The 25,719-nt window shown below is 53.4% G+C and carries 23 protein-coding genes and 1 other RNA gene; 8 read left to right on the top strand and 16 right to left on the bottom strand.

All coding sequences use genetic code 11. From position 1 onward, the window contains the following. Positions 1–64 precede the first annotated feature (64 nt). The 4 genes from glmM to rlmE form a co-directional block, all read right to left on the bottom strand. Entirely contained in the window at positions 65–1,405 is a 1,341-nt protein-coding gene (gene glmM / locus ACTF5G_RS06725) for a phosphoglucosamine mutase (RefSeq protein WP_438952056.1), read from the bottom strand. Between the two features lie 3 nt (positions 1,406–1,408). Beyond that, positions 1,409–2,248 carry a dihydropteroate synthase gene (gene folP / locus ACTF5G_RS06730; RefSeq protein ID WP_438952057.1) on the bottom strand — a complete coding sequence of 280 codons (840 nt, stop codon included), beginning with the start codon at positions 2,246–2,248 and terminating at the stop codon, positions 1,409–1,411. Positions 2,249–2,356: 108 nt separating this feature from the next. Next, complete coding sequence (ftsH, locus tag ACTF5G_RS06735) at positions 2,357–4,264, bottom strand: ATP-dependent zinc metalloprotease FtsH (protein ID WP_438952078.1); 1,908 nt, start codon at positions 4,262–4,264, stop codon at positions 2,357–2,359. A 106-nt stretch (positions 4,265–4,370) separates the two neighbouring features. Continuing rightward, on the bottom strand, positions 4,371–4,997 hold the full coding sequence (gene rlmE, locus ACTF5G_RS06740; RefSeq protein WP_438952058.1) for a 23S rRNA (uridine(2552)-2'-O)-methyltransferase RlmE: 627 nt from the start codon (positions 4,995–4,997) through the stop codon (positions 4,371–4,373). Positions 4,998–5,053: 56 nt separating this feature from the next. Here rlmE and yhbY point away from each other — a divergent pair, with 56 nt between their 5' ends. Next, entirely contained in the window at positions 5,054–5,374 is a 321-nt protein-coding gene (yhbY, locus tag ACTF5G_RS06745; RefSeq protein ID WP_438952059.1) for a ribosome assembly RNA-binding protein YhbY, read from the top strand. 20 nt (positions 5,375–5,394) lie between these two features. Here yhbY and greA read toward each other — a convergent pair whose 3' ends face one another. The 3 genes from greA to carA all read right to left on the bottom strand — a co-directional run bounded on the left by greA (position 5,395) and on the right by carA (position 10,355). Beyond that, positions 5,395–5,871 carry a transcription elongation factor GreA gene (gene greA, locus ACTF5G_RS06750; protein WP_438952060.1) on the bottom strand — a complete coding sequence of 159 codons (477 nt, stop codon included), beginning with the start codon at positions 5,869–5,871 and terminating at the stop codon, positions 5,395–5,397. Continuing rightward, entirely contained in the window at positions 5,871–9,089 is a 3,219-nt protein-coding gene (gene carB, locus ACTF5G_RS06755; RefSeq protein ID WP_438952061.1) for a carbamoyl-phosphate synthase large subunit, read from the bottom strand. Before carB ends, greA begins: the two co-directional genes overlap by 1 nt. A 120-nt stretch (positions 9,090–9,209) precedes the next feature. Continuing rightward, entirely contained in the window at positions 9,210–10,355 is a 1,146-nt protein-coding gene (gene carA, locus ACTF5G_RS06760) for a glutamine-hydrolyzing carbamoyl-phosphate synthase small subunit (RefSeq protein ID WP_438952062.1), read from the bottom strand. 476 nt (positions 10,356–10,831) lie between these two features. On the opposite strand from carA, the gene nhaD reads away from it, so the two are divergent. After that, a complete protein-coding gene (nhaD, locus tag ACTF5G_RS06765; protein ID WP_438952063.1) occupies positions 10,832–11,959 on the top strand; it encodes a sodium:proton antiporter NhaD in 1,128 nt (375 codons plus the stop codon). Positions 11,960–11,989: 30 nt separating this feature from the next. Here the strand turns inward: nhaD and dapB are convergent, their stop codons facing one another. The 4 genes from dapB to grpE all read right to left on the bottom strand — a co-directional run bounded on the left by dapB (position 11,990) and on the right by grpE (position 16,728). After that, the gene (gene dapB, locus ACTF5G_RS06770) at positions 11,990–12,793 is read right to left on the bottom strand and encodes a 4-hydroxy-tetrahydrodipicolinate reductase (protein WP_438952064.1); all 804 of its coding nucleotides are present in this window, start codon (positions 12,791–12,793) and stop codon (positions 11,990–11,992) included. A 60-nt stretch (positions 12,794–12,853) separates the two neighbouring features. Further along, complete coding sequence (dnaJ, locus tag ACTF5G_RS06775; RefSeq protein ID WP_438952065.1) at positions 12,854–13,984, bottom strand: molecular chaperone DnaJ; 1,131 nt, start codon at positions 13,982–13,984, stop codon at positions 12,854–12,856. 160 nt (positions 13,985–14,144) lie between these two features. Beyond that, entirely contained in the window at positions 14,145–16,064 is a 1,920-nt protein-coding gene (gene dnaK, locus ACTF5G_RS06780; RefSeq protein ID WP_438952066.1) for a molecular chaperone DnaK, read from the bottom strand. Positions 16,065–16,140: 76 nt separating this feature from the next. Next, positions 16,141–16,728 carry a nucleotide exchange factor GrpE gene (gene grpE / locus ACTF5G_RS06785; RefSeq protein WP_438952067.1) on the bottom strand — a complete coding sequence of 196 codons (588 nt, stop codon included), beginning with the start codon at positions 16,726–16,728 and terminating at the stop codon, positions 16,141–16,143. A 156-nt stretch (positions 16,729–16,884) separates the two neighbouring features. Here grpE and recN point away from each other — a divergent pair, with 156 nt between their 5' ends. Then, entirely contained in the window at positions 16,885–18,561 is a 1,677-nt protein-coding gene (gene recN, locus ACTF5G_RS06790) for a DNA repair protein RecN (protein ID WP_438952068.1), read from the top strand. A gap of 353 nt (positions 18,562–18,914) precedes the next feature. Then, positions 18,915–19,295, top strand: a complete 381-nt coding sequence (locus tag ACTF5G_RS06795) for a hypothetical protein (RefSeq protein ID WP_438952069.1) — start codon at positions 18,915–18,917, stop codon at positions 19,293–19,295. Here ACTF5G_RS06795 and ACTF5G_RS06800 read toward each other — a convergent pair. Then, positions 19,292–20,017 (bottom strand): hypothetical protein, encoded by a 726-nt coding sequence (locus ACTF5G_RS06800; protein ID WP_438952070.1) that lies wholly within the window; start codon positions 20,015–20,017, stop codon positions 19,292–19,294. The genes ACTF5G_RS06795 and ACTF5G_RS06800 overlap by 4 nt on opposite strands. A 208-nt stretch (positions 20,018–20,225) precedes the next feature. Between ACTF5G_RS06800 and ACTF5G_RS06805 the strand changes: the two genes are divergently transcribed. Further along, positions 20,226–21,443, top strand: a complete 1,218-nt coding sequence (locus tag ACTF5G_RS06805) for a diguanylate cyclase (RefSeq protein WP_438952071.1) — start codon at positions 20,226–20,228, stop codon at positions 21,441–21,443. 11 nt (positions 21,444–21,454) lie between these two features. Here ACTF5G_RS06805 and fur read toward each other — a convergent pair whose 3' ends face one another. Next, positions 21,455–21,862 (bottom strand): ferric iron uptake transcriptional regulator, encoded by a 408-nt coding sequence (fur, locus tag ACTF5G_RS06810; RefSeq protein WP_438952072.1) that lies wholly within the window; start codon positions 21,860–21,862, stop codon positions 21,455–21,457. Positions 21,863–22,022: 160 nt separating this feature from the next. On the opposite strand from fur, the gene ACTF5G_RS06815 reads away from it, so the two are divergent. After that, on the top strand, positions 22,023–22,322 hold the full coding sequence (locus tag ACTF5G_RS06815) for an outer membrane protein assembly factor BamE (protein WP_438952073.1): 300 nt from the start codon (positions 22,023–22,025) through the stop codon (positions 22,320–22,322). Here the strand turns inward: ACTF5G_RS06815 and ACTF5G_RS06820 are convergent, their stop codons facing one another. The 3 genes from ACTF5G_RS06820 to ACTF5G_RS06830 are packed head-to-tail and all read right to left on the bottom strand — an operon-like array spanning position 22,323 to position 24,486. Continuing rightward, positions 22,323–22,643 (bottom strand): RnfH family protein, encoded by a 321-nt coding sequence (locus ACTF5G_RS06820; protein ID WP_438952074.1) that lies wholly within the window; start codon positions 22,641–22,643, stop codon positions 22,323–22,325. Beyond that, on the bottom strand, positions 22,640–23,077 hold the full coding sequence (locus tag ACTF5G_RS06825) for a type II toxin-antitoxin system RatA family toxin (RefSeq protein ID WP_438952075.1): 438 nt from the start codon (positions 23,075–23,077) through the stop codon (positions 22,640–22,642). Before ACTF5G_RS06825 ends, ACTF5G_RS06820 begins: the two co-directional genes overlap by 4 nt. Further along, positions 23,077–24,486, bottom strand: a complete 1,410-nt coding sequence (locus tag ACTF5G_RS06830; protein WP_438952076.1) for a sodium-dependent transporter — start codon at positions 24,484–24,486, stop codon at positions 23,077–23,079. The genes ACTF5G_RS06825 and ACTF5G_RS06830 overlap by 1 nt, the downstream gene beginning before the upstream one ends. 127 nt (positions 24,487–24,613) lie before the next feature. Between ACTF5G_RS06830 and smpB the strand changes: the two genes are divergently transcribed. Both smpB and ssrA read left to right on the top strand, forming a co-directional pair. Continuing rightward, the gene (gene smpB / locus ACTF5G_RS06835) at positions 24,614–25,093 is read left to right on the top strand and encodes an SsrA-binding protein SmpB (RefSeq protein ID WP_438952077.1); all 480 of its coding nucleotides are present in this window, start codon (positions 24,614–24,616) and stop codon (positions 25,091–25,093) included. Positions 25,094–25,212: 119 nt separating this feature from the next. Further along, positions 25,213–25,590: a transfer-messenger RNA gene (gene ssrA, locus ACTF5G_RS06840) on the top strand. Positions 25,591–25,719 lie beyond the last annotated feature (129 nt).

Consider the following 25,719-nt stretch of genomic DNA (forward strand, 5'->3'; position numbering starts at 1 on the left):
CGGCAATCGCCGTCGCTGTTTTGCCATTGACAGCAACTTACCCGTCCCTGTCTCGCACATCAAACTAGCCAATCTCTTTTTCGACCACAGCGGCAATTTGTTTGACAAGTTTGTCCACCAAACTGCCATCCTCTCCCTCCACCATCACCCTGACCAGAGGCTCGGTCCCGGATGGCCGGAGTAATACCCGGCCACATTCTGCCAGCTCTGCCTCCGCAGCTACTACGGCTTGCTGAATCTCGGGAAAATCCAGCAGATTAAACTTCTGTTTGATCCTCACATTGACCATTTTCTGGGGATATTTTTTCATGCCTTTTTTGAGTGCATTCAGTGACGTATCCGTATCACGCATGGCATACAACACCTGCAATGCCGCTACCACGCCATCACCGGTCGTGGTGAGATCACTGCAGATGATATGTCCCGAACTCTCGCCCCCCAACTGCCATTTGCGCTCACGCATTGCCTCAATGACATAGCGATCACCCACATTGGCGCGATAAAACGGAATGCCCAGCTTCTTGAGTGAAAACTCCATGCCCAGGTTACTCATCAGGGTTCCGGCAACACCACTGCATTCGCCGCGCTGATGACGGTGTTTGGCAATCACGAACAGCAACTCATCGCCATCTACCATATGCCCCTTATGGTCCACAAACATTACGCGATCACCGTCACCATCAAAGGCGATTCCCATATCGGCCTTCTCCCTGACGACGGCATCCTGCAACAGCGCAGGACGTGTAGAACCACAATTCTCATTGATATTGAAACCGTCTGGATCCACGGCCATTTCCACCACGTCTGCGCCTAGCTCCCTGAAGACGCTGGGCCCGATGTGATATGTAGCACCGTTGGCACAGTCAACAACCAGCTTTAAACCCTGAAAATCACTGCCCGCTGGCAGGGTACCCTTACAAAACTCAATATAGCGCCCCACCGCATCGGGAACACGGTGAGCTTTGCCTAATTTGAGGGAATCCTCGGTCACCAGAGGCTTCTCCAGATACTGCTCAATAGCCAGTTCCAACTCATCAGACAGTTTGAAGCCGTCGCCACCGAAAAACTTTATCCCGTTGTCGTAATACGGGTTATGGGAGGCACTGATGACAATCCCAGCCTGGGCTCGAAAAGTCCGCGTCAAATAGGCAATAGCGGGGGTCGGCATCGGCCCTAACAAAGCCACATCAACGCCAGCTGCAATCAATCCAGCCTGGAGGGCCGACTCAAACATGTAACCGGAAACCCGTGTGTCTTTGCCCATTACAATCAATTTTCGTCCCCGGGTCTGGGCACTGAACACTTTACCTGCAGCCCAACCCAGCTTGAGCACAAAGTCCGCTGTGATCGGGTGAAAACCCACCCGCCCGCGGATACCATCCGTGCCAAAATACAGTCTTGTCATGCTTTATCCCTCAACAGCCCGCAATATTTTAAGTGCATCGGCAGTAGCGGATACATCATGCACCCGCAGTATTTTTACACCTCGCTGCACCGCCAACAGACCAAACGCAACACTGCCCACCATCCGATCCTCTACCGGCTTATCCAGAATAGTCCCTACCAGTGATTTCCGGGAAAGACCCGCGAGCACCGGAAACCCCAAACCCACCAGCTCCGGCAATGACCTGAACAGGCTTAAATTATGCTGTAGGGTTTTACCGAAACCAAAGCCCGGGTCCAGGATAACCCGGCTTCGGGGAATACCTGCCACTTCGCAAGCGGCCACTCTTTCCAGCAAAAATGCTTTTATTTCGGTGGTTATATCGCCGTATTCAGGATTCCGTTGCATCTGTTGTGGCTCCCCCAACATGTGCATCAGGCAGACAGGTAAACCACTGGCGGCAGCCGCCCCCAGTGCACCGGGACGCCGAAGTGCGCGCACATCGTTGATCATTGCCGCGCCTGCACGGGCCGACTCGCTGATCACAACGGGGGTACTGGTATCGACTGACACAGGCACATCGAATCGACTGACTATCGCTTCAACCACCGGCAGGACACGTGACAGCTCTTCTTCAGGGGAAACAGGCTCGGCGCCGGGACGAGTCGATTCACCACCGATATCAATCAGGTGAGCCCCTTCGGAAAGCATGCCCTCAACTCGGCTGAGAACAAGGGAGAGATCGGGCTGAAGATTGCCCGTATAGAACCTGCCACCATCGGAAAAGGAATCCGGTGTGACATTCAATACCGCCATGATTTTCGGTAGTGAAAAATCCATCAAGGAATGAGCGAGATCTGTCATACAACCTTACTCATCAAAGGAAAGAAAAGGCAGAGTGCATTGCCACCGACTCAAAAGAAAATGGGGTCGAACATGTCGCGACCCCGCAGGTTAGGAACTGCCCGCTCATCAATGCTCTTTGGCAGGCCCACCTACAATTCCCGGCTCATCGGAATCCTCTGTCGTCGGGCTGCCGCCGGGTTCCGGTCTGCTACCAAAATCGTCATCATGCCAGTCATGTGGGGGACGAACCGGCTTGCGCGCCATCAGGTCATCAACCTGTTCCAGATCAATCGTTTCATATTCCATCAAGGCGTCTTTCATGGCGTGCAGCACATCAATATTGTCTTCGAGGATTTTCTTCGAACGCTCATAGCAACCATCGAGCACACGGCGTACCTCAACATCGATCTCACGGGCGGTTTCTTCCGAGTAGGTTGTGTTTCCGGCACCGGGAATCTGCGACTCCTCTGTGCCATACAATACCGGTCCCATTTTGTCGGACAAACCCCAGCGCACCACCATATTGCGAGCCATCTGGGTAGCGCGCTCGATATCATTTGATGCGCCGGTAGTAACACCATCGGCCCCATGAATAAGTTGCTCGGCAATACGACCCCCAAAGAGGCTGCAAAGCTGACTCTCCAGCTGACGGCGACTCATGCTGTATTTATCTTCCTCCGGCAGGAACTGGGTTACACCAAGTGCACGACCGCGTGGAATAATACTGACTTTATGGATCGGGTCATGCTCAGGCATCATCCGACCGACAATGGCGTGACCGGCTTCATGATAAGCCGTGTTTTCTTTCTCTTTTTCAGACATCACCATGGAACGCCGTTCGGCCCCCATCATGATCTTGTCACGGGCTTTCTCGAACTCCTCCATCGTCACTGTGCGCTTGTTGGCGCGCGCCGCAAACAGCGATGCCTCGTTCACGAGATTGGCGAGGTCAGCCCCGGAAAAACCCGGAGTGCCTCTGGCCACTACGCTCAGGTCAGTACGTTCGTCCAAAGGGACTTTACGGCCATGCACCTTGAGTATCTGCTCACGGCCACGGATATCTGGCAAACCTACGTATACCTGGCGATCAAAACGACCGGGGCGTAACAGGGCCTTATCCAGCACATCGGGCCGGTTAGTGGCAGCAATGACAATAATCCCTTCGTTGCCCTCAAAACCGTCCATTTCAACCAGCAACTGGTTTAATGTCTGTTCGCGCTCATCATTGCCACCGCCATAACCACCACCGCGGTGACGGCCCACAGCATCGATTTCATCAATAAAAATAATACAGGGCGACTGCTTCTTGGCCTGCTCGAACATATCCCGCACCCGGGAAGCACCCACCCCAACAAACATTTCGACAAAATCGGAACCGGAGATGGAAAAGAAGGGCACCTTAGCTTCACCGGCAATCGCTTTTGCCAGTAATGTTTTACCGGTACCGGGCGGGCCCACCATCAAAACCCCCTGAGGAATACGACCACCAAGTCGCTGAAAGCGGGATGGATCGCGGAGAAAATCCACCAGCTCATGCACATCTTCCTTGGCTTCATCCACACCAGCCACATCCGCGAAAGTGGTTTTAATCTGATCCTCACCGAGCAGACGTGCCTTACTTTTGCCAAAGGCCATCGGGCCACCACGGCCGCCGGCACCGCCCTGCATCTGGCGCATAAAAAACATGAAAATAGCGAGAATCAAAAGAATCGGAAAGGACGCTACCAGCAACTGCACCCAGAGGCTCTGTTTTTCCGGCTCGCGACCTTCGACGCGCACGTTATTATTGAGCAGGTCGTTCATCAACCCCGAGTCAGGAACATTGGGGCGTATCGTTTTGAAGGCGCTACCATCCGCACGCTTGCCCTCAACCGTCAGACCTTCGATGACGACACTGCTGACACGACCCGTTTGCACCTCTTCGATGAAAGCGGAGTAGCTGATGCTGTCTTCCTTGGCGGGTGGATTGAAATTCTGAAACACGGACAACAATACCGCCGCGATGATCAACCACAATACAAGATTCTTTGCCATGTCGTTCAACTGAACTTCCTCATCATTGGCGCCACCGGTTTCTATTCTACCGGCCATTTGGACGCAGCGGTAACCGGACAGGGATCACCCACCGGCTGAATACAATTTAGTCAGGAGCCTTGAGCCCCTTCGCAACCAGATAAACCTCACGGGAGCGGGAGCGCGACGCATCGGGTTTCCGTGTCACTACCTGCTGGAAACGTTGCCTAGCCGCACGCAAAAAGTCATCGAAGCCTTCGCCGTAGAATACTTTGGCAACAAAAACTCCCTCGGGTTTCAATATTTGACAGGCCAATTCAAGAGCCAACTCTATCAGATACATTGCCCTGGGTTGATCAACAGCCTTCATACCACTCATATTGGGGGCCATATCGGAAATTACAAGGTCTGCTTGCTGGCCATCAAGCAATCTAAGGATCTCATCAAAGACGGTGATTTCGGTAAAATCGCCCTCGACAAAATCAACACCGGCAATACTATCCATCGGTAGGATATCGGAGGCAATAATACGACCCTTGTCGCCGACCAACGCCGCAGCAACCTGAGACCAACCGCCCGGAGCCGCGCCGAGGTCAACCACTGTCATCCCGGGTTTGAACAGGCGATCTTTTTTGTGCAACTCCAGTAGCTTATAACTGGCACGGGAGCGGTAACCGTCCTGTTGCGCACGTTTCACGTAGTGGTCGCTGTTGTGTTCCTGCAGCCAGCGCTGGCTGCTTTTTGACCGGCCCATATCAACCTGTTATCAGTTCGGCTAAAATACGCGCCGCTTTAAAGGACAACCATTCTATGACAATTTCCAATGAGGACAAAAAACATCTGCGGCGCCTGGGTCACAAACTCAACCCGGTGGTCACCGTAGCCGGCAAAGGTCTCACCGATTCGGTTATCGCAGAAATTGACCGCGCCCTCAATGACCATGAGCTGATCAAGGTCAAGCTTGTTATGGGTGACCGCGAGGCAAAGCAGACAGCTATTGCAACCCTGGTGGATACGCTGGGTGCCGAGGTGATTCAAACCGTCGGACATATTGTGCTTTTGCTGAGAAGGGCAAAGCAGCCCAATCGACATTTGTCGAATCTGTTGCGGTCATCTTTTTCCGGAACCTAAGCGCTGTACCACTCAGATCATCAGATATGTTGCACATCGTCAATCTCGTACTCCACATCACCCGCCGGCGTTTTGACGACTACAATGTCACCTATCTCCTTGCCTATCATGGCCCGAGCTATCGGTGATTGATAGGAGACCTTGTTCAGTTTTACATCTGATTCGTCATCACCAACAATCTTGTAGGTCACGCGTTCCTCAGTGTTCAGATTGATCAGATCAACTGTGCAACCAAAAATCACTTTGTCGCCCTGTGGAATCTGGTTGATGTCGATAATCTGGGCGTTACTCAGTTTGCCCTCTATTTCCTGCATGCGGCCCTCGGCGAAACTCTGCTGCTCACGTGCCGCATGATATTCAGCATTTTCCTTCAAGTCGCCGTGCGCGCGGGCCTCGGCGATGGCCGCAACAATCCTGGGGCGCTCAACTTTTTTCAGATTATCCAGTTCCTGACGAAGTTTTGTCACGCCCTCAACTGTCATGGGTATTTTTTGCATTACTGGTTCCTCTCGTGCAATTCCTGCAACCGACGGACTTTAATTTCTCCACTCTGCTCCAGCGCCATACAGACCGCCTGCCCCCCAGCGAGTGTTGTTGTGTAATAGACCCCGCGCTGCTCCGCACTGGATCGTATGGTGGAGGAGTCCGCAATCGCCTGACGACCCTCTGTGGTATTGATGATCAGACTGATTTGATCGTTTTTGATCATATCCACAATGTGCGGACGCCCCTGTTTCACTTTATTGACCCGTTCGACCGGCAGCCCAGCGTCTTCAATAATCTGGGCGGTACCACTGGTTGCAACCAGGTCAAAACCACTGTTTATGAGACTGCGGGCCACCGTCGCAATCCCGGCCTTGTCAGGCTCCCGAACACTGAGAAAAGCTGTTCCGGATGTGGGAATCGGATCGCTGGCCCCCAGTTCCGCTTTGGCGTAGGCCTCGGCAAACGTATCACCGACACCCATTACTTCTCCGGTGGACTTCATTTCCGGTCCGAGAATGGGATCAATACCGGGGAATTTATTGAACGGCAATACCGCCTCTTTGACACTGAAGTAATCGGGAATAATCTCGGTAGTAAAATTTTGTTCCGCCAACGATACTCCCACCATACAGCGTGCTGCCACTTTTGCCAGTGAGGTTCCGATACATTTTGAGACAAACGGCACGGTGCGAGAGGCCCTGGGATTGACTTCAATCACGTAGACCTTGCCATCCTGCCACGCCAGCTGCACATTCATCAGACCTTTGACATTCAGTTCCACGGCCATTGCCTTAACAATCCCGCGCATTTCATCCTGCACATCTGCGGGCAAACTGTAGGGCGGTAGGGCACAGGCAGAGTCACCCGAGTGAATACCTGCCTGCTCGATATGCTGCATGATGGCACCAATCACCACATGTTCACCGTCCGAAACTGCATCGATATCCACCTCTACCGCCGAGGAAAGGAAGTAATCGAGCAGCACAGGAGCGTCCTCGGAGACCTGAACAGCCTGGCGCATATAGCGCTGCAGCTCCTCCTCCCGGTAGACAATTTCCATGGCGCGGCCACCGAGTACATAAGACGGCCGGACGACCAGTGGATAACCAATTCCGGCCGCAGCAACAACGGCTTCCTCCACAGAGCGGATAATGGCATTAGCCGGTTGCAACAACCCCAGTTTGTGTATCATCTGCTGGAACCGCTCGCGATCTTCAGCCCGGTCAATGGCATCGGGTGTGGTGCCGATAATGGGCACACCCTGCGCCTCCAGCGCGCGCGCCAGCTTCAGCGGGGTCTGCCCGCCAAACTGCACGATAACGCCAACCGGTTTTTCAATCCGCACAATTTCCAGCACATCTTCCAGGGTAACCGGCTCGAAATAGAGGCGATCCGAGGTATCGTAATCCGTTGATACTGTTTCGGGGTTACAGTTGACCATGATAGTTTCGTAACCGTCCTCCCGCATGGCCAGCGCCGCATGAACACAACAGTAATCAAATTCAATGCCCTGACCGATGCGATTGGGTCCGCCACCCAGAACCAGAATTTTATTGCGATCAGTGGGCTGCGACTCGCACTCCTCTTCATAACTGGAGTACATGTATGCGGTGGCCGTGGCGAATTCAGCCGCACAGGTATCCACCCGCTTGTAAACCGGGTGAATGTTCAGCGCCCTGCGCCGCTCGCGCACGGCAGACTCAGAACTGTTGAGCAGACTCGCCAGCCGAATATCGGAAAACCCTTTACGCTTGAGGGCAAACAGCTGGCCGGCGTCCAGACTTTCCAGTGCACGGCCCTGCAATCTTTGCTCTTCCCTGATCAAGTCTTCAATCTGTGCCAGAAACCAGGGGTCAATGGCGCAAAGACTGAACACCTCATCCACAGACATACCGGCGTGGAAAGCATCGCCCACAAACCAGATACGCTCCGCACCCGGATCACTGAGCTGTTCCCGCAACTCGTTTAACCCCTCCTCGGTATTCACATCCACTCGCGGCTCAAACCCGGCGGACCCTACTTCCAGACCACGAAGTGCTTTTTGCAGGGATTCCTGAAAAGTACGACCAATCGCCATCACCTCGCCCACCGACTTCATTTGTGTGGTCAGTTTGGCATTGGCTGTACTGAATTTTTCAAAAGCAAAACGGGGTATCTTGGTGACCACATAGTCGATGCTGGGCTCAAAGGAAGCTGGAGTGGCACCCCCGGTAATATCATTCTGCAATTCATCCAGGGTATAACCCACCGCCAGCTTTGCCGCCACCTTGGCAATCGGAAAACCCGTTGCCTTGGATGCCAGGGCCGAGGAACGCGACACCCTGGGATTCATCTCGATCACCACCAGGCGACCATCCTCCGGGTTCACAGCAAACTGCACGTTGGATCCACCGGTCTCCACACCAATTTCCCGCAACACCGCTATGGAAGCGTTGCGCATGATCTGGTATTCCTTGTCGGTGAGGGTCTGGGCCGGGGCCACAGTAATCGAATCGCCAGTGTGGACACCCATGGGGTCAAGATTTTCGATGGAACAGATGATGATGCAGTTATCATTCCTGTCCCGCACCACTTCCATTTCATATTCTTTCCAGCCAATCAGGGACTCATCAATCAGGAGCTCCTTGGTGGGCGAAAGATCCAGCCCCCGACGGCAGATTTCTTCAAACTCTTCACGGTTATAGGCAATACCGCCACCGGAACCACCCATGGTAAAGGACGGACGAATAATACAGGGGTAACCGAATTGATCGGGCACCTGTAACGCCTCCTCAATGCTGTGCACGATAACCGCTTTGGGCGTTTCCAGTCCGATTGCCTTCATGGCTTTGTCAAAACGGTTGCGGTCCTCGGCTTTATCGATTGCATCCCGATCAGCACCGATCATGTCGACACCGAACTGCTCAAGCACACCTTCCCGGGCCAGATCCAGCGCACAATTGAGAGCCGTCTGCCCACCCATCGTCGGCAGCAGGGCATCGGGACGCTCCCGCTCAATAATTTTGGCGACGGTTCGCCATTCCACAGGCTCGATATAGGTCGCATCCGCCATGGATGGGTCCGTCATGATTGTGGCCGGATTGGAGTTCACCAGAATCACCCGGTACCCCTCTTCCCGCAGGGCTTTACAAGCCTGGGCACCCGAATAGTCGAACTCACAGGCCTGCCCGATAACAATGGGGCCGGCGCCGAGGATCAGGATACTTTTGAGATCGGTTCTTTTTGGCATAAATTATCGTCAGTCCGGTAATTGTCGTTAGCTTGGATCACCCGCCGAAACGATGTATGTCACAACGACTGAACCGCAGCGAGAAGCGACGGGCGCACTCGGCTTACCTCGTTCCGGGAACTAGCCCTTTGTCTGCCTGGCCCGAATCAATTCAAAAAAGTGGTCGAACAGTGGCGCGGCATCGTGGGGCCCGGGGCTGGCTTCCGGGTGCCCCTGAAAACTGAAGGCTGGCCGGTCAGTGCGATGCAGACCCTGTAGTGATCCGTCAAATAATGATCGGTGGGTAGCGCGCAGATTGTCGGGCAATGTATCTTCATCCACTGCAAAACCGTGGTTCTGGCTGGTAATCAATACCAGTCCATCATCAAGGCTTCTCACCGGATGGTTGGCACCGTGGTGGCCAAATTTCATCTTTATTGTTCTGGCTCCACTGGCCAGCGCCAGCAGTTGATGCCCCAGGCAAATACCAAATACCGGCAAATCATGCTCAAGGATTTCGCGAATGGCACGGATAGCATAATCGCAGGGTTCCGGGTCACCGGGGCCGTTCGAGAGAAACACACCATCGGGGTTCATGGCCAGCACCTCGGCAGCGGGCGTTTCTGCCGGGACTACCGTCAAATTGGCTCCCCGATCCACCAGCATGCGCAGAATATTGCGCTTTGTACCAAAATCGTAGGCGACAATATTGCAGGGCCTTTGCGCAGGGACTGAATACCCCGCCCCCAGTCGCCAGCTACCCTCCCGCCAAGCGTAGGATTTTGAAGTGGTCACCTCGCGGGCGAGATCCATACCTTTCAAACCGGCAAAATGTCTTGCCGAGGACAAAGCCTGTGCCCGATCAACAGAACCGGCCATCAGGCAACCATTCTGGGCACCCTTTTCCCGCAGAATCCGAGTCAGTTTTCGAGTGTCTATATCGGCAATACCGAGAATGTTGTTTGCCGTCAGATAAGCATCAAGGGATTGGCGGGAGCGAAAATTACTTGCCATTAACGGCAAATCCCGGATGACCAGACCGGCAGCCCAGATCCGGTCGGACTCGCTGTCTTCATCATTGATGCCGGTATTGCCAATATGGGGATACGTCAGTGTTACGATCTGGCGGGCATAGGAGGGATCCGTGAGAATTTCCTGGTATCCCGTCAATGCTGTATTGAATACCACCTCACCACTGGAAACACCCTCTGCGCCAATGGCAATGCCCTCGAAAACTGTGCCATCCTCAAGTGCAAGGATAGCGGACCGATGGCTATCGGTATTCAAAGCAACCTCCTCAAATAACCGGGGATCCAAAACTGCCGGAATCGCCCGTATCAAAAATCAACCCGCTGAGATCCATGATATCAGGCTGCAAAAAAGCGAGATGAAACCGTACGTCTCACCTCGCTTTCCAATCATTCAATCGCGCTTTCGCCTGTGTCTTTGCAGGGCGTTTCTTATCAACAGAAACTAACCCGATATTTTAGGCAAAAGGCCTGCTTATGTCCAGTGCTAATCCGTCGACAGGGCACTGATCCGGGACAAAAAAACCGCAGACTTTTATTATCCCGACATGCCAAAAACACCACAAAAACCCTACAATAGGGCACCTTATCTCAGCCTCCCCGGAGCGAATCATGCTCAATACTGTCCTGGTGCTCATGGCCATCATCGCCCTGCTCGGTGTAATTTTTGAAGAAAAAACACACGTCAATAAAGCGAAAATTACCCTGTTTATCGGCACCCTGTCCTAGATACTGTTGTTTATCTTTGCACCGGGGGAGACGGCACAACTTTCTGTCAAGCACAGCCTTGGTGAAAATATCGCCGAAATTGCCACGCTCTGGCTATTTTTGCTGGCTGCAATGACTTTCGTTGCCTATCTGAACAAAAAAGGCATGATTGAAAGCCTGATGTTCAAACTGTTGCCCCAGTCCATCGGCGAGCGACCATTGATGTTTCTGACAGCTATCTTTTGCTTCCTGTTTTCCTCCCTGGCCGACAATATTACCGCCACCCTCTGTTCAATCGCGCTGATTCTCTCCCTGCAGCTCCCCCTGGAAAAAACCGTCAAACTGACAGTTTTGGTGGTATTTGCCGTCAATTCAGGGGGCGTCGCACTGATCACCGGGGATGTAACCACGCTGATGATTTTTCTGAACGGCAAAGTGACCATTGTAAATTTGCTGCTGCTCAGTTTCCCCTCATTAATAGCCGTGCTCTGCCTAGCACTGCTACTGAGTCGCGGCCTGAATGGCACCATAGAGATTCGACACCAGACCACACCGGTAAACAGGGTGGATACCGTTATTGCAGCTATTTTTCTGGCCACCATCGCCGCAACCATTATCGGCAACGTCGCATTTGGCATACCGCCAGTTTTGAGTTTTCTCTTTGGTCTTTCAGTGATGTTCCTGGTGGCGTATTTCTACAAGGAGGACATCGAGCGAGACCCGATTATGGACTATATCAGGCTGATCGAATTTGAAACGCTGATGTTCTTTCTCGGCGTACTACTGGTGGTGGGCACATTACAGAAAATTGAGGTGTTGACCGGTGTCACCGCACTGTATGAACAACTACCCCACACTGCAGCGAATTATCTGATGGCGATTTTATCGGCTGTAATTGATAACGTCCCCCTGACTGCGGCACTGCTGAAATCCGATATCAGCATGGCCAGTGGCCAGTGGATTGTTCTGACCTACGCGGTTGGCGTTGGCGGGTCACTGCTGGTGATTGGCTCGGCGGCGGGTATCGTCGCCATGAGCAAGGTACAGGGACTGACCTTTGCCACCTATCTGAGATTTATCGGGCAGTTGCTGATTGCCTACACAATCGGTTTTGGTGGTGCTTTTCTGGTAGGACAGCTACTCCCGGTGGTCTAACCGGGAGCATACAGGGGTTGCCTTTCCCATCTACTTCAGGCCCAGGACATCCTGCATATCAAATAGGCCGACCTGCTTTTCCTGTAACCATCCCGCTGCGCGAACCGCACCGCGGGCAAACGACATGCGACTTGAGGCTTTGTGCGTAATTTCCACACGTTCCCCTTCAGCCGCAAACATCACCGTGTGGTCGCCGACAATATCACCGGCTCGCACAGTGGCAAAGCCGATAGTTTGCCGATCACGTGCTCCTGTCTGCCCCTCGCGGCCGTAGACAGCGACCTGGCTCAAATCACGCCCCAGAGCACCGGCCACCACCTCACCCATACTCAGCGCCGTGCCTGATGGCGCATCAACCTTATGGCGATGATGCGCCTCGCAAATTTCAATATCGACGTCATCGCCAAGCACTCTGGCAGCCATGTCCAGCAATTTAAAACACAGATTAACCCCGGTACTGAAGTTGGAGGCCATGCACAGGGCAGTTCGATCAGCCAGGGAAACCAGCTGAGCACGCTGCTCGGGGGTAAAACCGGTGGTACCGATTACCATCTTGCGACCACTGGCAGCACAGGCCGCCGCATTCGCAAGGGTGGCATCAGGGGCGGTAAAATCAATGAGCACATCAAATTGCTCCAGTGCCTGGCGTATATCGCCGAGCACCTTGACACCATTCGAACCGATCCCCGCCAACTCGCCGGCATCAACACCTATCAGGGAACTGCCAGGTCGTTCCAGGGCAACAGTCAGAGACATGGATGGATGCAGGGCAACCGCTTCAATCAGCGTCTTGCCCATCCGCCCGGCAGCACCGGTAACCGCTATTCGTGTCATCGGGATATCCCACAGTGATGGCAACAGGCACCAAACAGGGTGCCTATGTGCAGATAATCGCTATATCGTAAAACCATCAAAGAATTTTTTCACGCCCTCAAACCAGGACGCCCTTTTGGGGGAGTGTTTGCCTTTTTCAAGACTTTCCTGCAACTGACGCAACAACTCTTTCTGCTCGGCGTTCAGGTTCACCGGCGTCTCGAGGACCACCCGACAAAGCAGGTCGCCAGGACCGCCGCCGCGAACGCTGGCGACACCTTTGCCACGCAGGCGAAAAACACGATCAGTCTGGGTTTCAGGTGGAATCTTCAGTTTCACCCGACCATCCAGCGTGGGCACTTCAATTTCTCCACCCAGGATGGCGTCCACAATACTGATCGGCACTTCACAATACAGGTTTCGACCATCACGCTTGAACAGCGCGTGCTCCCGCACATGGATCTGGACATAAAGATCACCCGGAGGACCGCCCTCCGGTCCCGCCTCACCTTCACCCGCAAGGCGAATTCGATCACCGGTATCAACGCCCGCAGGAACCTTGACAGACAGCGTCTTGCTTTCCTGGACACGGCCCTGACCGTGACAAGCACCGCAGGGATCAGAAATAACCTGACCGCGACCTCGACAGGTCGGGCAGGTCTGCTGAACAGCAATGAAACCCTGCGACATTCGCACCTGCCCATGACCGCCACAAGTGCCACAGGTGGTTGGCGTGCTGCCTTTTTTGGCACCGGAGCCGTCGCAGGTTTTACAACTGACCAGGGTAGGCACGCGAATCTGAACCGTTTTGCCTTTTACGGCATCTTCGAGATCCAGCTGCATATCATAGCGCAGGTCCGAACCCCGCATCGGGCCACCCCTGGCGCGACCGCCGCCGCCAAAAATATCACCGAACACATCGCCGAAAATATCACTGAAACCACCAAATCCGCGGCCACCCTGGCCACCACCATATCCGGCATTGGGATCCACTCCGGCATGACCGTATTGGTCATAGGCAGCTTTTTTCTCCTTATCGGAAAGCACCTCGTATGCTTCAGTCGCTTCCTTGAACACATCCTCGGCCTCCTTGTTGTCCGGATTCCGATCCGGATGGTTTTTCATCGCAATCCGGCGGTAGGCTTTCTTGATTTCGTCAGCGGAGGCGTTTTTGGCAACACCGAGAATCTCGTAATAATCGCGTTTGGCCATTGCGTGTCAACTTCTCTGGTTGGGTTCACTGCCAGAGGCAGTAATCATCACATCGCCTGGTGTGCGTATCTTGGTCACACACCAGACACGGCAAGGCGCGGACTGGGAACCGCGCCTGCTTCCGGCACTTGCGTGCCGGGCACTCAAAATAAGGCGAACCTTACTTGTTGTTGTCGTCTTTCACTTCTTCAAACTCGGCATCCACCGCATCATCAGATGTGCCCTCCCCGGATGACTCTGCACCCTCGGATTGGGCCGCAGCCTGCTCGGCATAAAGTTTCTGTACCAGTGTAGAAGAGGCCTCGGAGAGTGTGTTCGCCGCGGCATCAATCGCCTCCTTGTCATCACTCTTGACAGCGTCTTCCACACCCTTGATGGCAGACTCGATCGCTTCTTTCTCTTCAGCGCTGGCCTTGTCACCCGCTTCTTCAAGGGTTTTTCTGGCAGCGTGGGCCAAGCCGTCCGCAGCATTGCGGGCATGAACCAGCTCTTCAAATTTCTTGTCTTCAGCGGCGTTTGCCTCAGCATCCTTGACCATTTTGTCGATCTCGTCATCGGAGAGACCGGAGCAAGCCTTGATGACAATGGACTGCTCTTTGCCGGTAGCCTTGTCCTTGGCACTCACATTGAGTATCCCGTTCGCATCAATGTCAAAAGTGACTTCAATCTGGGGCATACCGCGGGGTGCCGGAGGAATGTCAGCCAAGTCAAATCGACCCAGGGACTTGTTACCGGCTGCCTGTTTGCGCTCACCCTGAACAACATGAACGGTAACGGCTTGCTGGTTGTCATCCGCTGTTGAGAAGATTTGCGATTTTTTGGTCGGGATTGTGGTGTTTTTCTCAATCAGGGGTGTCGCCACGCCGCCCATGGTTTCAATACCGAGGGTGAGAGGCGTCACATCCAGCAACAACACATCTTTTACTTCACCTGACAGTACCGCCGCCTGAATAGCAGCACCAACCGCAACAGCCTCATCGGGGTTAACATCCTTGCGCGGCTCTTTGCCAAAGAATTCAGTCACATATTTTTGTACCAACGGCATCCGGGTCTGGCCGCCCACCAGAATCACGTCATCAATTTCTGACGCGGACTTACCGGCATCCTTCAATGCCACTTTCACCGGCTCCATAGAGCGGATAACCAGTTCTTCTACCAGAGACTCTAGCTTGGAGCGAGTCAGCTTGACCACCAGGTGTTTCGGACCGGTGGCATCGGCAGTGATGTACGGCAAATTCACTTCAGTCTGCTGGCTGGAGGAGAGCTCAATCTTGGCTTTTTCCGCAGCTTCTTTGAGGCGTTGCAGTGCCAATGGATCACTGTGCAGATCAATACCGCTGTCTTTTTTGAATTCAGCAGCCAGGTATTCAATCAGCCGCAGATCAAAGTCCTCACCACCAAGGAAAGTGTCACCGTTTGTGGAGAGCACTTCGAACTGGTGTTCACCATCCACGTCGGCAATCTCAATGATCGAAATGTCAAAGGTACCACCGCCGAGGTCAAAAACGGCAACCACACGATCGCCGGGGTCACGATCCATACCATAGGCGAGGGCAGCAGCGGTCGGCTCATTGATAATACGCTTGACATCAAGACCTGCAATTCGACCGGCGTCCTTGGTAGCCTGACGCTGGGAGTCATTGAAATAGGCCGGCACTGTAATAACGGCCTCAGTGACTTTCTCGCCGAGATAATCTTCAGCCGTCTTTTTCATTTTCTTCAGAACTTCGGCTGAAATCTGCGGCGGTGCCTTTTTGTCGCCCTTGACTTCCACCCAGGCATCACCGTTATCCGCCTTGGCGATTTTGTAGGGCACCATCTTGATGTCCTTTTGCACCACACTATCGTCAAAACGACGACCAATCAGCCGCTTGACGGCAAACAGGGTATTACTGGGATTCGTCACTGCCTGGCGTTTGGCAGACTGGCCCACCAGGATTTCATTGTCATCGGCAAATGCGACGATGGACGGCGTGGTGCGCGTGCCTTCGGCATTTTCGATCACTTTCGGCTTGTCGCCCTCAAGTACAGCCACACAAGAGTTGGTGGTGCCGAGGTCAATTCCGATTATCTTGCCCATTATCTGTTTCTCCGGGTTTGCTTAAACTGGTAAAAATTGGTTTCTGATTTTGTATATTGGCCCGCATTGCGGAATTTCAAGTCTCGCTGGTGTTATTCGCCACCGATTTGGCAACCACCACCATGGCGGGGCGAATCAGCCGACCATTCAGGGTGTAACCTTTCTGGAAAACATCAATGACGGTATTCGGTTTTGCATCCGGCACTTCAAGCATGCTCATCGCCTGATGAAGGTCGGGATTGAACACTTCGCCGCCGGGATTGACAGTCGCCACCTTGAAGCGATCCAGTACATCCTGAAAACTTTTCAGGGTAAGCTCAATGCCGTCACTGACCGCCTTGAATTCATCACCGACATCAGCCATCGCCTGAATGGAACGTTCGAGGTTATCGACCACCGGCAACAGTTCACCGACAAATTTTTCGAGTGCGTACTTGTGGGCATTTTCCACATCCCGTTCCATACGCCGTCGCAGGTTCTGCATTTCCGCATGGGTTCTCAGCACTTGATCCTTGGCGTTGGCCAGATCAACCGTCAACTGCTCAACCTCGGTGGTGGCAGACTGTGCATCCGGCTGTGCTGCTTCATCAGGCCGCAGCTCGGCGGCATCCTCTGAGCCGGGATCCTGCGGATCCGGTTCCTGGTGATTTTGTTCTGTTGACACGCAACATCTCCCCTGTTTCTGTTGAATACGCTGCTTCAGGACTTTGCTTCAACCCGCTATATTGGGCCATTGGTCCCTGTTTCAAGGGCAGACGCGCTGAAAAATTGTGTATACCATTGGTCTTCTGATGTCACTTCACACAAACAGGCATTACTGGTGCTTACTACCCTGACAGTCAAACATTTCACGCTGGTGGAAGCCCTCGAAGTGGATTTCGCCACGGGCATGACAGCACTGACCGGTGAAACAGGTGCGGGCAAATCCCTCGTGCTCGATGCACTGGCCATGGCGCTGGGGGATCGCGCCGATACGGACCGGATCCGTCAAGGTCAGGAACGCGCCGAGGTTTCGGCTTTATTTGACCTAACAGGCGTTGCAACGGCCAGACAATGGCTGATCGATAACGATTTTGCCGACAATAATGATGAAGAGGCTTTGTTGCGGAGATTACTGACCCGGGAGGGTCGATCGCGGGGCTACATCAATGGCCAGGCCGCCACCATGCAGCAGTTGCGCGAGCTCGGCGAGATGCTGATCGATATTCACAGTCAACATGAACACCAGTCGCTGTTGCGCAAAGAGACCCACCACAAAATTCTGGACGATTTTGCCCGATGTTCAGAGCTGGCTGGCGAACTGAAACAGGTTTATCAGCAGTGGACGACCACAATGCAGCTGCTGGATAAACTGGAAAACGCGGCCGACGAACTGCGTGCCAGACAGGAATTGCTCACTTTCCAGCTATCGGAACTGGAGCAGCTGTCCCTTGAAGAGGGTGAACTGGAGCAGCTGGAACAACAGCAACTGCTATTGGGAAATGCCGAGGCCATCCTCAGGGATAGCGGGGCGCTTTTACAGCTCTGCTGCGAGGCAGATGATTTCAACCTGCAAGACAGCCTTGGCAGAGCCCTGCAGTTACTGGCCAACATGCCAGGCAAGCCCGCCCCTCTGATCGAGGCAGAAAAACTGCTCAACAGTGCGGCCATTGAAGTGGCGGAAGCCGGCCGTGAGATCCAGCAACATCTGGACAGATTTGAACGGGACCCGGCACGACTCCAGCAACTGGAAGCACGCTTGAGCACAATCTATCAACTGGCCCGCAAACACCGCATTTCCCCGACAGAGCTACCGGCCAGACATTTGGCTATGCAGGAAGAACTGGACAACCTCGCCGGTGGCGAGGGCGGCATTGAAAAACTTCGACAACAGGCGACCGGCCTGTCCGACCGGTACTTCGCACTGGCGGAAAATCTCACAGCCTGCCGAACAGCCGCAGCAGCTGAATTTTCTGCGCTGGTAGAACAGCAATTTTCGGCCCTCTCGATGGATGGCGCACGGTTCATACCCCAGCTAACCCCCGTCAAATCAGGGCAATTAACGGCTAACGGTGTGGAAACTGTCGAATTTCTCATTGCCACCAATCCGGGAGAACCGCCGAGACCTCTCGCCAAAATCGCCTCCGGCGGTGAACTTTCACGGATCAGTTTGGCGATTCAGGTTATCGCGGCAAACCATTCCGCAGTCCCCACCTTGATTTTCGATGAAGTGGATGTGGGTATCGGTGGCACCACCGCCGATGTGGTAGGCAAACTGCTGCGTCAGCTCGGCGGGCAGGGACAGGTTATTTGCGTAACTCATCTGCCACAGGTAGCTGCCTGCGCTCACCATCACCTGCTGGTGAGCAAAACCACCCACAAACATTCTGCCAACAGTACTATCCGGCTGCTTTCAGGTGCTGACCGCACCAATGAAATCGCGCGTATGCTTGGGGGCGCCAAAGTGACTGACACCAGTCTCAGTCACGCCAGAGAGATGTTGCAACTGGGCGGCTAACCCGCTTGATACAGATCAATAATGCCCATGACTCAAACCGCTATGCTGACCCCTTTCTCAATATCAGGAGGGCATCACCATGCAGAGAGAAGATACAGAAACACTTGCCCGGGTCGGCAAATTGGTACTGATCGGAATCGGCGTCATGCTACTGCTCATTGCCGCCGCTTCAATGATCGACTAGCGCGTTTTTTAATACTGCACAAAATATTCGCGTGGAAAACCGCCTTCCAACCTGCCGATACTCGAACAACCCTGTTGTGTTGCTATTTATTCTGAAGGAAAACTGAAGGATTGCCGGCCTCAGACCTCTGCTATACTGATGCTTCCGAAACCAACCCGGGAAGGAGCATATGATGATCCAGCAGTTGCTATCGGCGAGTTTCAACCTGAGCATGTTGCCGACCAGACTGGTCATACGAAATACCAAGGCCACTTTTCAGGCCATGCGTGACCTCCCCGGAACAGTGAAGCAATACGCCGGCGGCTTGCACCAGTCCCGTGGAAACAGCCAGCTGTTTATCGATCAGTTAATGCAGCGCATTGATGCGGAGCTCGGTGGCAATCCCGCCAACCTGAGTAATCATGAGCGCGAGATGATCACTGCCCGCGAACTGGCCATGGCAGAACAGCACATCGGCCAGGCCATGTTTAATATGCTTAAGGCATACCGGGTATTGTCAGCCAAACCGTCGCGAGTGATCGAGTATGGCCGCGCAGAGCGGATCGATTAATCCTGTCGACGAAAAAGATAATTCTTTCTGCCATTGTTGCACGCCACCAACTGCCTTCCGAAACGATCGCACTGGTTGATTTGCAGTGCCAGTGAATCCGGCTGCACTTCATTAACGGCGATACGCTGCTTGTCTTCCTTCAGGAAACCAAACATCGTCTCAAAACGGTGCGCAAAATCCACTCCCCTGACCATCACATCATCAAGCAGATAGGCAAACTTTGCATAGGAGAAAGTCGATCCGCCAAGGCCTATTTCCATCATTTTCTCCAAGTATTGCCGGTAAGCCCTGGCCAGGTAGGCAGCCTTGGCGGGCTGGTCATCCATTGAGCCTCGAAAAACAGCCATTTTTATTTTATTCGATGCCCCGAGCACACCCTCCGTCAGTCTGCTATTAGCCTGATTACTCACTATCGAATAGCGGCCACCCTCGCAAACCAATGACAGATGATCAAGTTTGCAGCCATCCAGGCCGTTACCGGCTTTGCGGGGTTTTTCGGCCACAACAATGTCCGGCACAGGCGATCGGAGGTCGGCCGGGACAGCAACTTTGATACCGGCTCTGGCGGCAGGCCGCCTGAGCAACAGCGCCTGAATCCTGTCATTATTGCGCCGAAAGTCCAGCAACGAAGGCAAGTCCGCCCCTTGCCCCGAAGCCTGCAATTCACAGTAAATTTGCTCGTAGTAGGTCTCAGCCAGCAGCCAACAAAACCTGTCTGCCAACACGGATCCGGAGGCCGCGAGCAGCATGCAACCTGTTATTGTTTGCAGCATTTTCCACATAAACCCCTCATCTTAAATACCGGCTCTGACTCAAACCAGGCAGCCACCCGGAAACTATCAACCCGGCCAACCGGATATTTACGCAACCACCGCAACCCCTTAGACTGACCATCTTTTGGATAGGGAAGGCGAACACAACCCGCAAGTTATGTCACAAATTCTTATTCGCCTGCTCGCACCGATATTCTGCCTCATACTGGCAGCCTTCACCTATTGGCAATTACCCGCCTTGAAGGATGATCAACTCGCTCTTCTCGAACAGCTACCCTTTATCATCTGCGGGCTTGCCGCCTTCATGGCTTTACTGGCAAACCACTCCAGAGATCTGGGCACTGCCATGACGATGCTGATCGGCTATTGGTTGATTCGGTATTTTTTGCAGGCGCCCCTGACTGCCGAACCGGCCAGCCAGGTTTTCAGCCTCATTTCACTGTGCCTGCCACTGATGCTGGCAGTGTTCATCGTCCTTCCTGATACCGGTTGGCGACACCCCGCTTTTCTGGTGTTGATCGCGTTTATCTCAATTTTTGCCCTGATCATTATCAGTCTGTTTCAGTGGCAACCCCTCTGGTTCGCCAACCTCCTGCCCGGTATCAGCGAAAGTACTTTCTTTGGCCTGAAGATATCGGCTCCGGCGGGGCTGCTGTTTCTGTTGGTGTATACCCTCGGCATCATTCTGCCTTTGCTCCGCAGAGAGTATCTCGACAGCAGCCTGCCGGGCTGCGTGTTTTTCAGCTTTATAACCGTGGGACGGTTTCAGTTACCGTACATTTCTTCGACCATGTTTTCTGCCGCCGGACTACTATTGATCATCAATCAGACCCAGGCCCTGCTCAACATGGTGTACCGGGACGAACTGACCCAGATTCCCAACCGAAGGGCACTACTCCGCGATGTGCGCAGCATGGGGAATCACTATGCACTGGCGATGGTGGATGTGGACCATTTCAAACCGATCAATGATCAATATGGCCACGACCTGGGTGACCAGGTACTTCGTGCCATTGCCGCGAAATTACGCCGGGTTGGTGGTGGCGGACGCGCCTACCGCTTTGGGGGGGAGGAGTTTTGTCTGCTATTCCGCGGCAAGACTCCCGATCAGGTGATTGACTACCTGGAAGAACTCCGCAAAACCATTGCGAATTACGATATGTCTACCCGGGATAAAAAAAGTCGCCCGCGCCTTCAGTCCAGTGGCGAGAAAAAACGTGGCGCGTCACGCCGTCAGGGCAATATCCGGGTTACGGTCAGTATCGGGGTTGCCGATGCACAGGATGCACTGCGTTTTGAGGGCGTCATGAAAGCGGCTGACAGCGCCATGTACCGGGCAAAAGAGGCTGGCAGGAACCAGACTCGGATCGCCTGATCAGCGACTGATTATTTTTTCGCTTTCACGTAAAGCACGAGGTTATGACCCACCAGCTCAAACCCGTGCTTGGCAGCCATCTCTTTTTGCAGCACTTCAATTTCACTGCTTTGGAATTCAATCACTTCGCCGTTATCCACATTCACCATATGATCGTGATGAATGCCGCGATCAATTTCATAAACTGCCGGCCCGCTGTCAAAGTTATGCCGTGTAATCAGGCCGGCACCCTCGAACTGGGTCAGCACCCGATAGACCGTGGCAATACTGACATCGTCACCGGCTTCAAGTAATTTGCGGTACACATCTTCAGCACTCATATGACTTTCATTGATCTCTTCAAGAATCTGAAGGATCTTCAGGCGGGGTACGGTAACCTTGAGCCCCACTTTCCGCAACTCCCGATTTTCATCCTTCATTCTACTACCGCCTCTTTAATACGTTGGATTGATTCTGTATTATCGCCGTTCACTGAAAACTCTGGAACCCCCAATGCATCTTACTGCAAGAATAACCTGTTGCCTGGCCGTTACCGTCCTGCTCGGCGGGTGCTCAGGTGTCTCAATGCCGGATTTCAGCATGCCCAAACTGCCCAATGTGTACAGGTTCGACATTCAGCAGGGCAACGTCATCACACAGGACATGATTGACCAGCTTCGTCCAGGCATGACCAAATCCCAGGTACGCTTTGTGATGGGCACCCCATTGATTTCCGATACCTTCAATGAGGATCGTTGGGATTATTACTACAGTCTGTCACCCAGCACCGGCGACGAAGTCAGGGAGCGTATGGCCATTTTCTTCGAAAATGATCAGTTGGTGGGTTTTAGGGGTGACTTTATTCCCACGGCCATGAATATCGAAGCTGCCGACGAGTAATCAATTACCCTGCATGGCCTTCGCCGCACGTCGCTTGCGAATTTCCTTAGGGTCGACGGTCAGGGACCTGTAAATTTCAACCCGATCACCCGCTTCCAGCACATATGTCTTTGGTGGATTGAGCCCCTTGGTACCCAGAGCCTGTCCAAAAATACCCATTTTTACATTTTCCAGATCAATCTCGGGAAACTGCTGCACAATCCCGGACTGCCGAACCGCCTCATACGCAGTGGTTCCGGGAGCAACCTTGAGTGACAGCAGTTGCTGACGATGAGGCAACGCATAGGCCACCTCTACGGTAATCAACTCAATATCTTTCACGGACCGTAGACCTCCTGAGCACGCCTTGCCAACGAATCTACCAGATTGTTCGCCACAGAGGTAAACAAGCTAGTGGAGGCAAGCCCTACCGACAGACTGTTAAATTCAAATTCCAGGTCAAGCATCACCTTGCAGGCACTTGCCGTCAATGGTTTGAAGTGCCACTCACCGAACAACCTTTTAAAAGGCCCCTGCTCAAGGCTCATGGTAATTTGCTCGGGTTTTTTCAGGGTATTTCGAGTGATAAAACTGTAACCGATGCCGCCTTTTTTCAGGTCCAATCTGGCCACCATACCGCCCTCTGACTGCTCTAATATATCGGCTCCGACACAGCCTTCCATATAGCGTGGATAACTGTTCACATCGTTGACCAGATCGTACATCTGCTCAGCGGAGAACATCACCAGCGCACTGCGTTTTATGGTTGTCAGCATCAGGAAAATGTCTTGTAGAGGCCCATCACGAAAATAATACCCACAGCTATTGGCGAAATATATCGCAATATCCAGTACCAGCTCTTAAAGACCCGGCCCGACTCATCGGCAAGCTCACTCTGAACCGTTTCCGGCCGCATCATCCACCCGACAAACAACGCAATAAAAAGGCCCGTAAGGGGCAGCATGACACTGGAAGTCAGAAAATCCATAAACTCAAAAAAATTAAACCCGACAACCCGTGTTTCCGCCCAGAGATTAAACGATAAAACACTGCCCAGACCCACAACCCAGGCAATACCACCAAGCAGCAGGTTTGCGGTAATACGGGTAAATTTTCTCGACTCGATGAGATAGGCAACGGCGGGCTCGATCAGCGAGATCGCTGAACTCCAGGCCGCCAAAGTCACCAGCACGAAGAACAGGCTGCCAAACAGCAGCCCACCGGTCATGTTGCCAAATGCGACCGGCAGGCTGACGAACAACAATCGCGGGCCCACACCGGGAGCTATCGACGGGTTCGCAAACACAATAGGAAATATAGCCAAACCGGCCACCAGCGCCACCACCGTATCCAGAAACCCGACGGCAAGTACCGTGCGACCGATACGGGCATGCTCAGGCATGTAGGCACCATAGGCCATAATGGCTCCCATACCGAGACTGAGTGTGAAAAATGCATGCCCCATCGCCTCCAGGACCCCTGCCCAGGTCAGCGCTTCATAGTTAAAACTGAATAGAAAATCGAAAGCCCGGGGGAAATCACCTCGCTGAATACCAAACACCAGCAGAATCAGCAACAGCACAAACAACACCGGCATCAATACTCGTACCGCGACACCGAGTCCCCGGGTTACCCCGCCAATAACCACCAAAAGGGTGAGAATCATGAAAACCGTCTGCCACAGAATCAGCGTTTTCGGGTCAGACAAGAGATCTGAAAAAATAATGGCAACCTGATCGGCGCTCGCACCCTGGAATGTACCACCAGCCATTTGCCCAATGTAACTGAGTGCCCACCCGGCAATCACAGCGTAATAGGACAGGATCATCAACCCGGCCGTGACACCGAGCCAGCCTATCGCATGCCAGTGCCGCTCCAACCCCGCTTCTATGGTGAGACGGCGCATCGTATTGATCGGACTCTGGCGCCCTCGCCGTCCGAGCATGACCTCAGCCACCATGACAGGTATCCCAACCAGCAAGATACACAGCAGATACACCAGAACAAAAGCACCGCCACCATTTTCACCGGCGATATAGGGGAACTTCCAGATATTCCCCAACCCCACCGCGGAACCCGTTGCCGCGAGCACAAAGGTCCAGCGACTGGACCAGACAGGAGGCCCTCCGGAGGTTGGTCCAGACCCACCGGCTTCTGCCGGGGATTCCCGCTGTTGTTCCGCCATCGCTGCCACCCTTGTCAAAACTGAACGGATTGTACCGGCAATCCCCGCTATACAAAACCAGGGCAATCAGACACACCGACACAAAAATCATAGGCGCACCCCAACGCAATCCTTATAATGCCGACCCATGGCTAACAAACCCCAACACCCCCAAAAAAACCCCACCATTGCACTCAACAAACGGGCCCGTCACGAATACCAGCTCGAGGAAAAATTCGAAGTGGGCCTTGTCCTGCAGGGCTGGGAAGTAAAAAGCCTGCGTGCCGGCAAAGCTCAGCTCACCGACAGCTATGTATTATTGAAAGACGGGGAAGCCTATCTGATTGGTGCACACATCACGCCATTGGGAACCGTGTCCACCCACTACGTCACCGACCCCGGCCGGACCCGCAAACTCCTGCTCAACCAACGGGAACTCGGCAAACTGTTCAACGGTGTCAATCAGAAGGGCTACACCTGTGTAGCCACCGCACTGTACTGGAAAAATCATCTTGTGAAGTGTGAAATCGCCCTGGCCAAGGGCAAGAAAGAACACGATAAACGCGAAACTGAAAAAAATCGTGACTGGGAACGGCAGAAACAGCGCCTGGTCCGTCGCACCCGATGATCAATTAGCGCTCTGGTACTGAACTTCATCCGCAGAATAAGTCTAATGAAGCACTGACCTCTGTGGTAATATCCACGCGAGACAATGTTTTTTAACAGCAACACAAAACAGCAGTTTCAGGGGGCGTTTTGGATTCGACGCCGGTTACAAAACCCTGGGTGCATGCCGAGATGGCGACCAATCTCGTAAATCCAAAGTCGCAAATTATAGTTGCCAACGACGACAACTACGCACTCGCCGCTTAATACCCGGTAGGGTGCCATCTGACCGGAGCCGTGCTTGTGCGTCCGGAGCCTTTCGGGGCTATCAGGTGTCATATCTCACATGATCGCGATGAAGCTCGTCCGGGGTGGATTCGTTAAAAACTCACCGGAATCGCGGTTTGCGCGCCCTGTCTGTCGGGTTGCAACCCGCTAAATTTAATAGACTGTACTAAGCATGTAGATCCCTCGGCAGAGGACTGACGGACGCGGGTTCAATTCCCGCCGCCTCCACCAATTCAAGGTTTTACACCTTACCAAGAAGACCGAAAAAGCCTGTAATTTTAACGAATTACGGGTTTTTTTACGCCTATAGCATCCCAACAAACCCTATCTAATCCAGCTTTTTTAGTAGTACCCATTGTA

The sequence above is a fragment of the Porticoccus sp. genome, assembly GCF_965660005.1.
Lineage (GTDB): Bacteria > Pseudomonadota > Gammaproteobacteria > Pseudomonadales > Porticoccaceae > Porticoccus.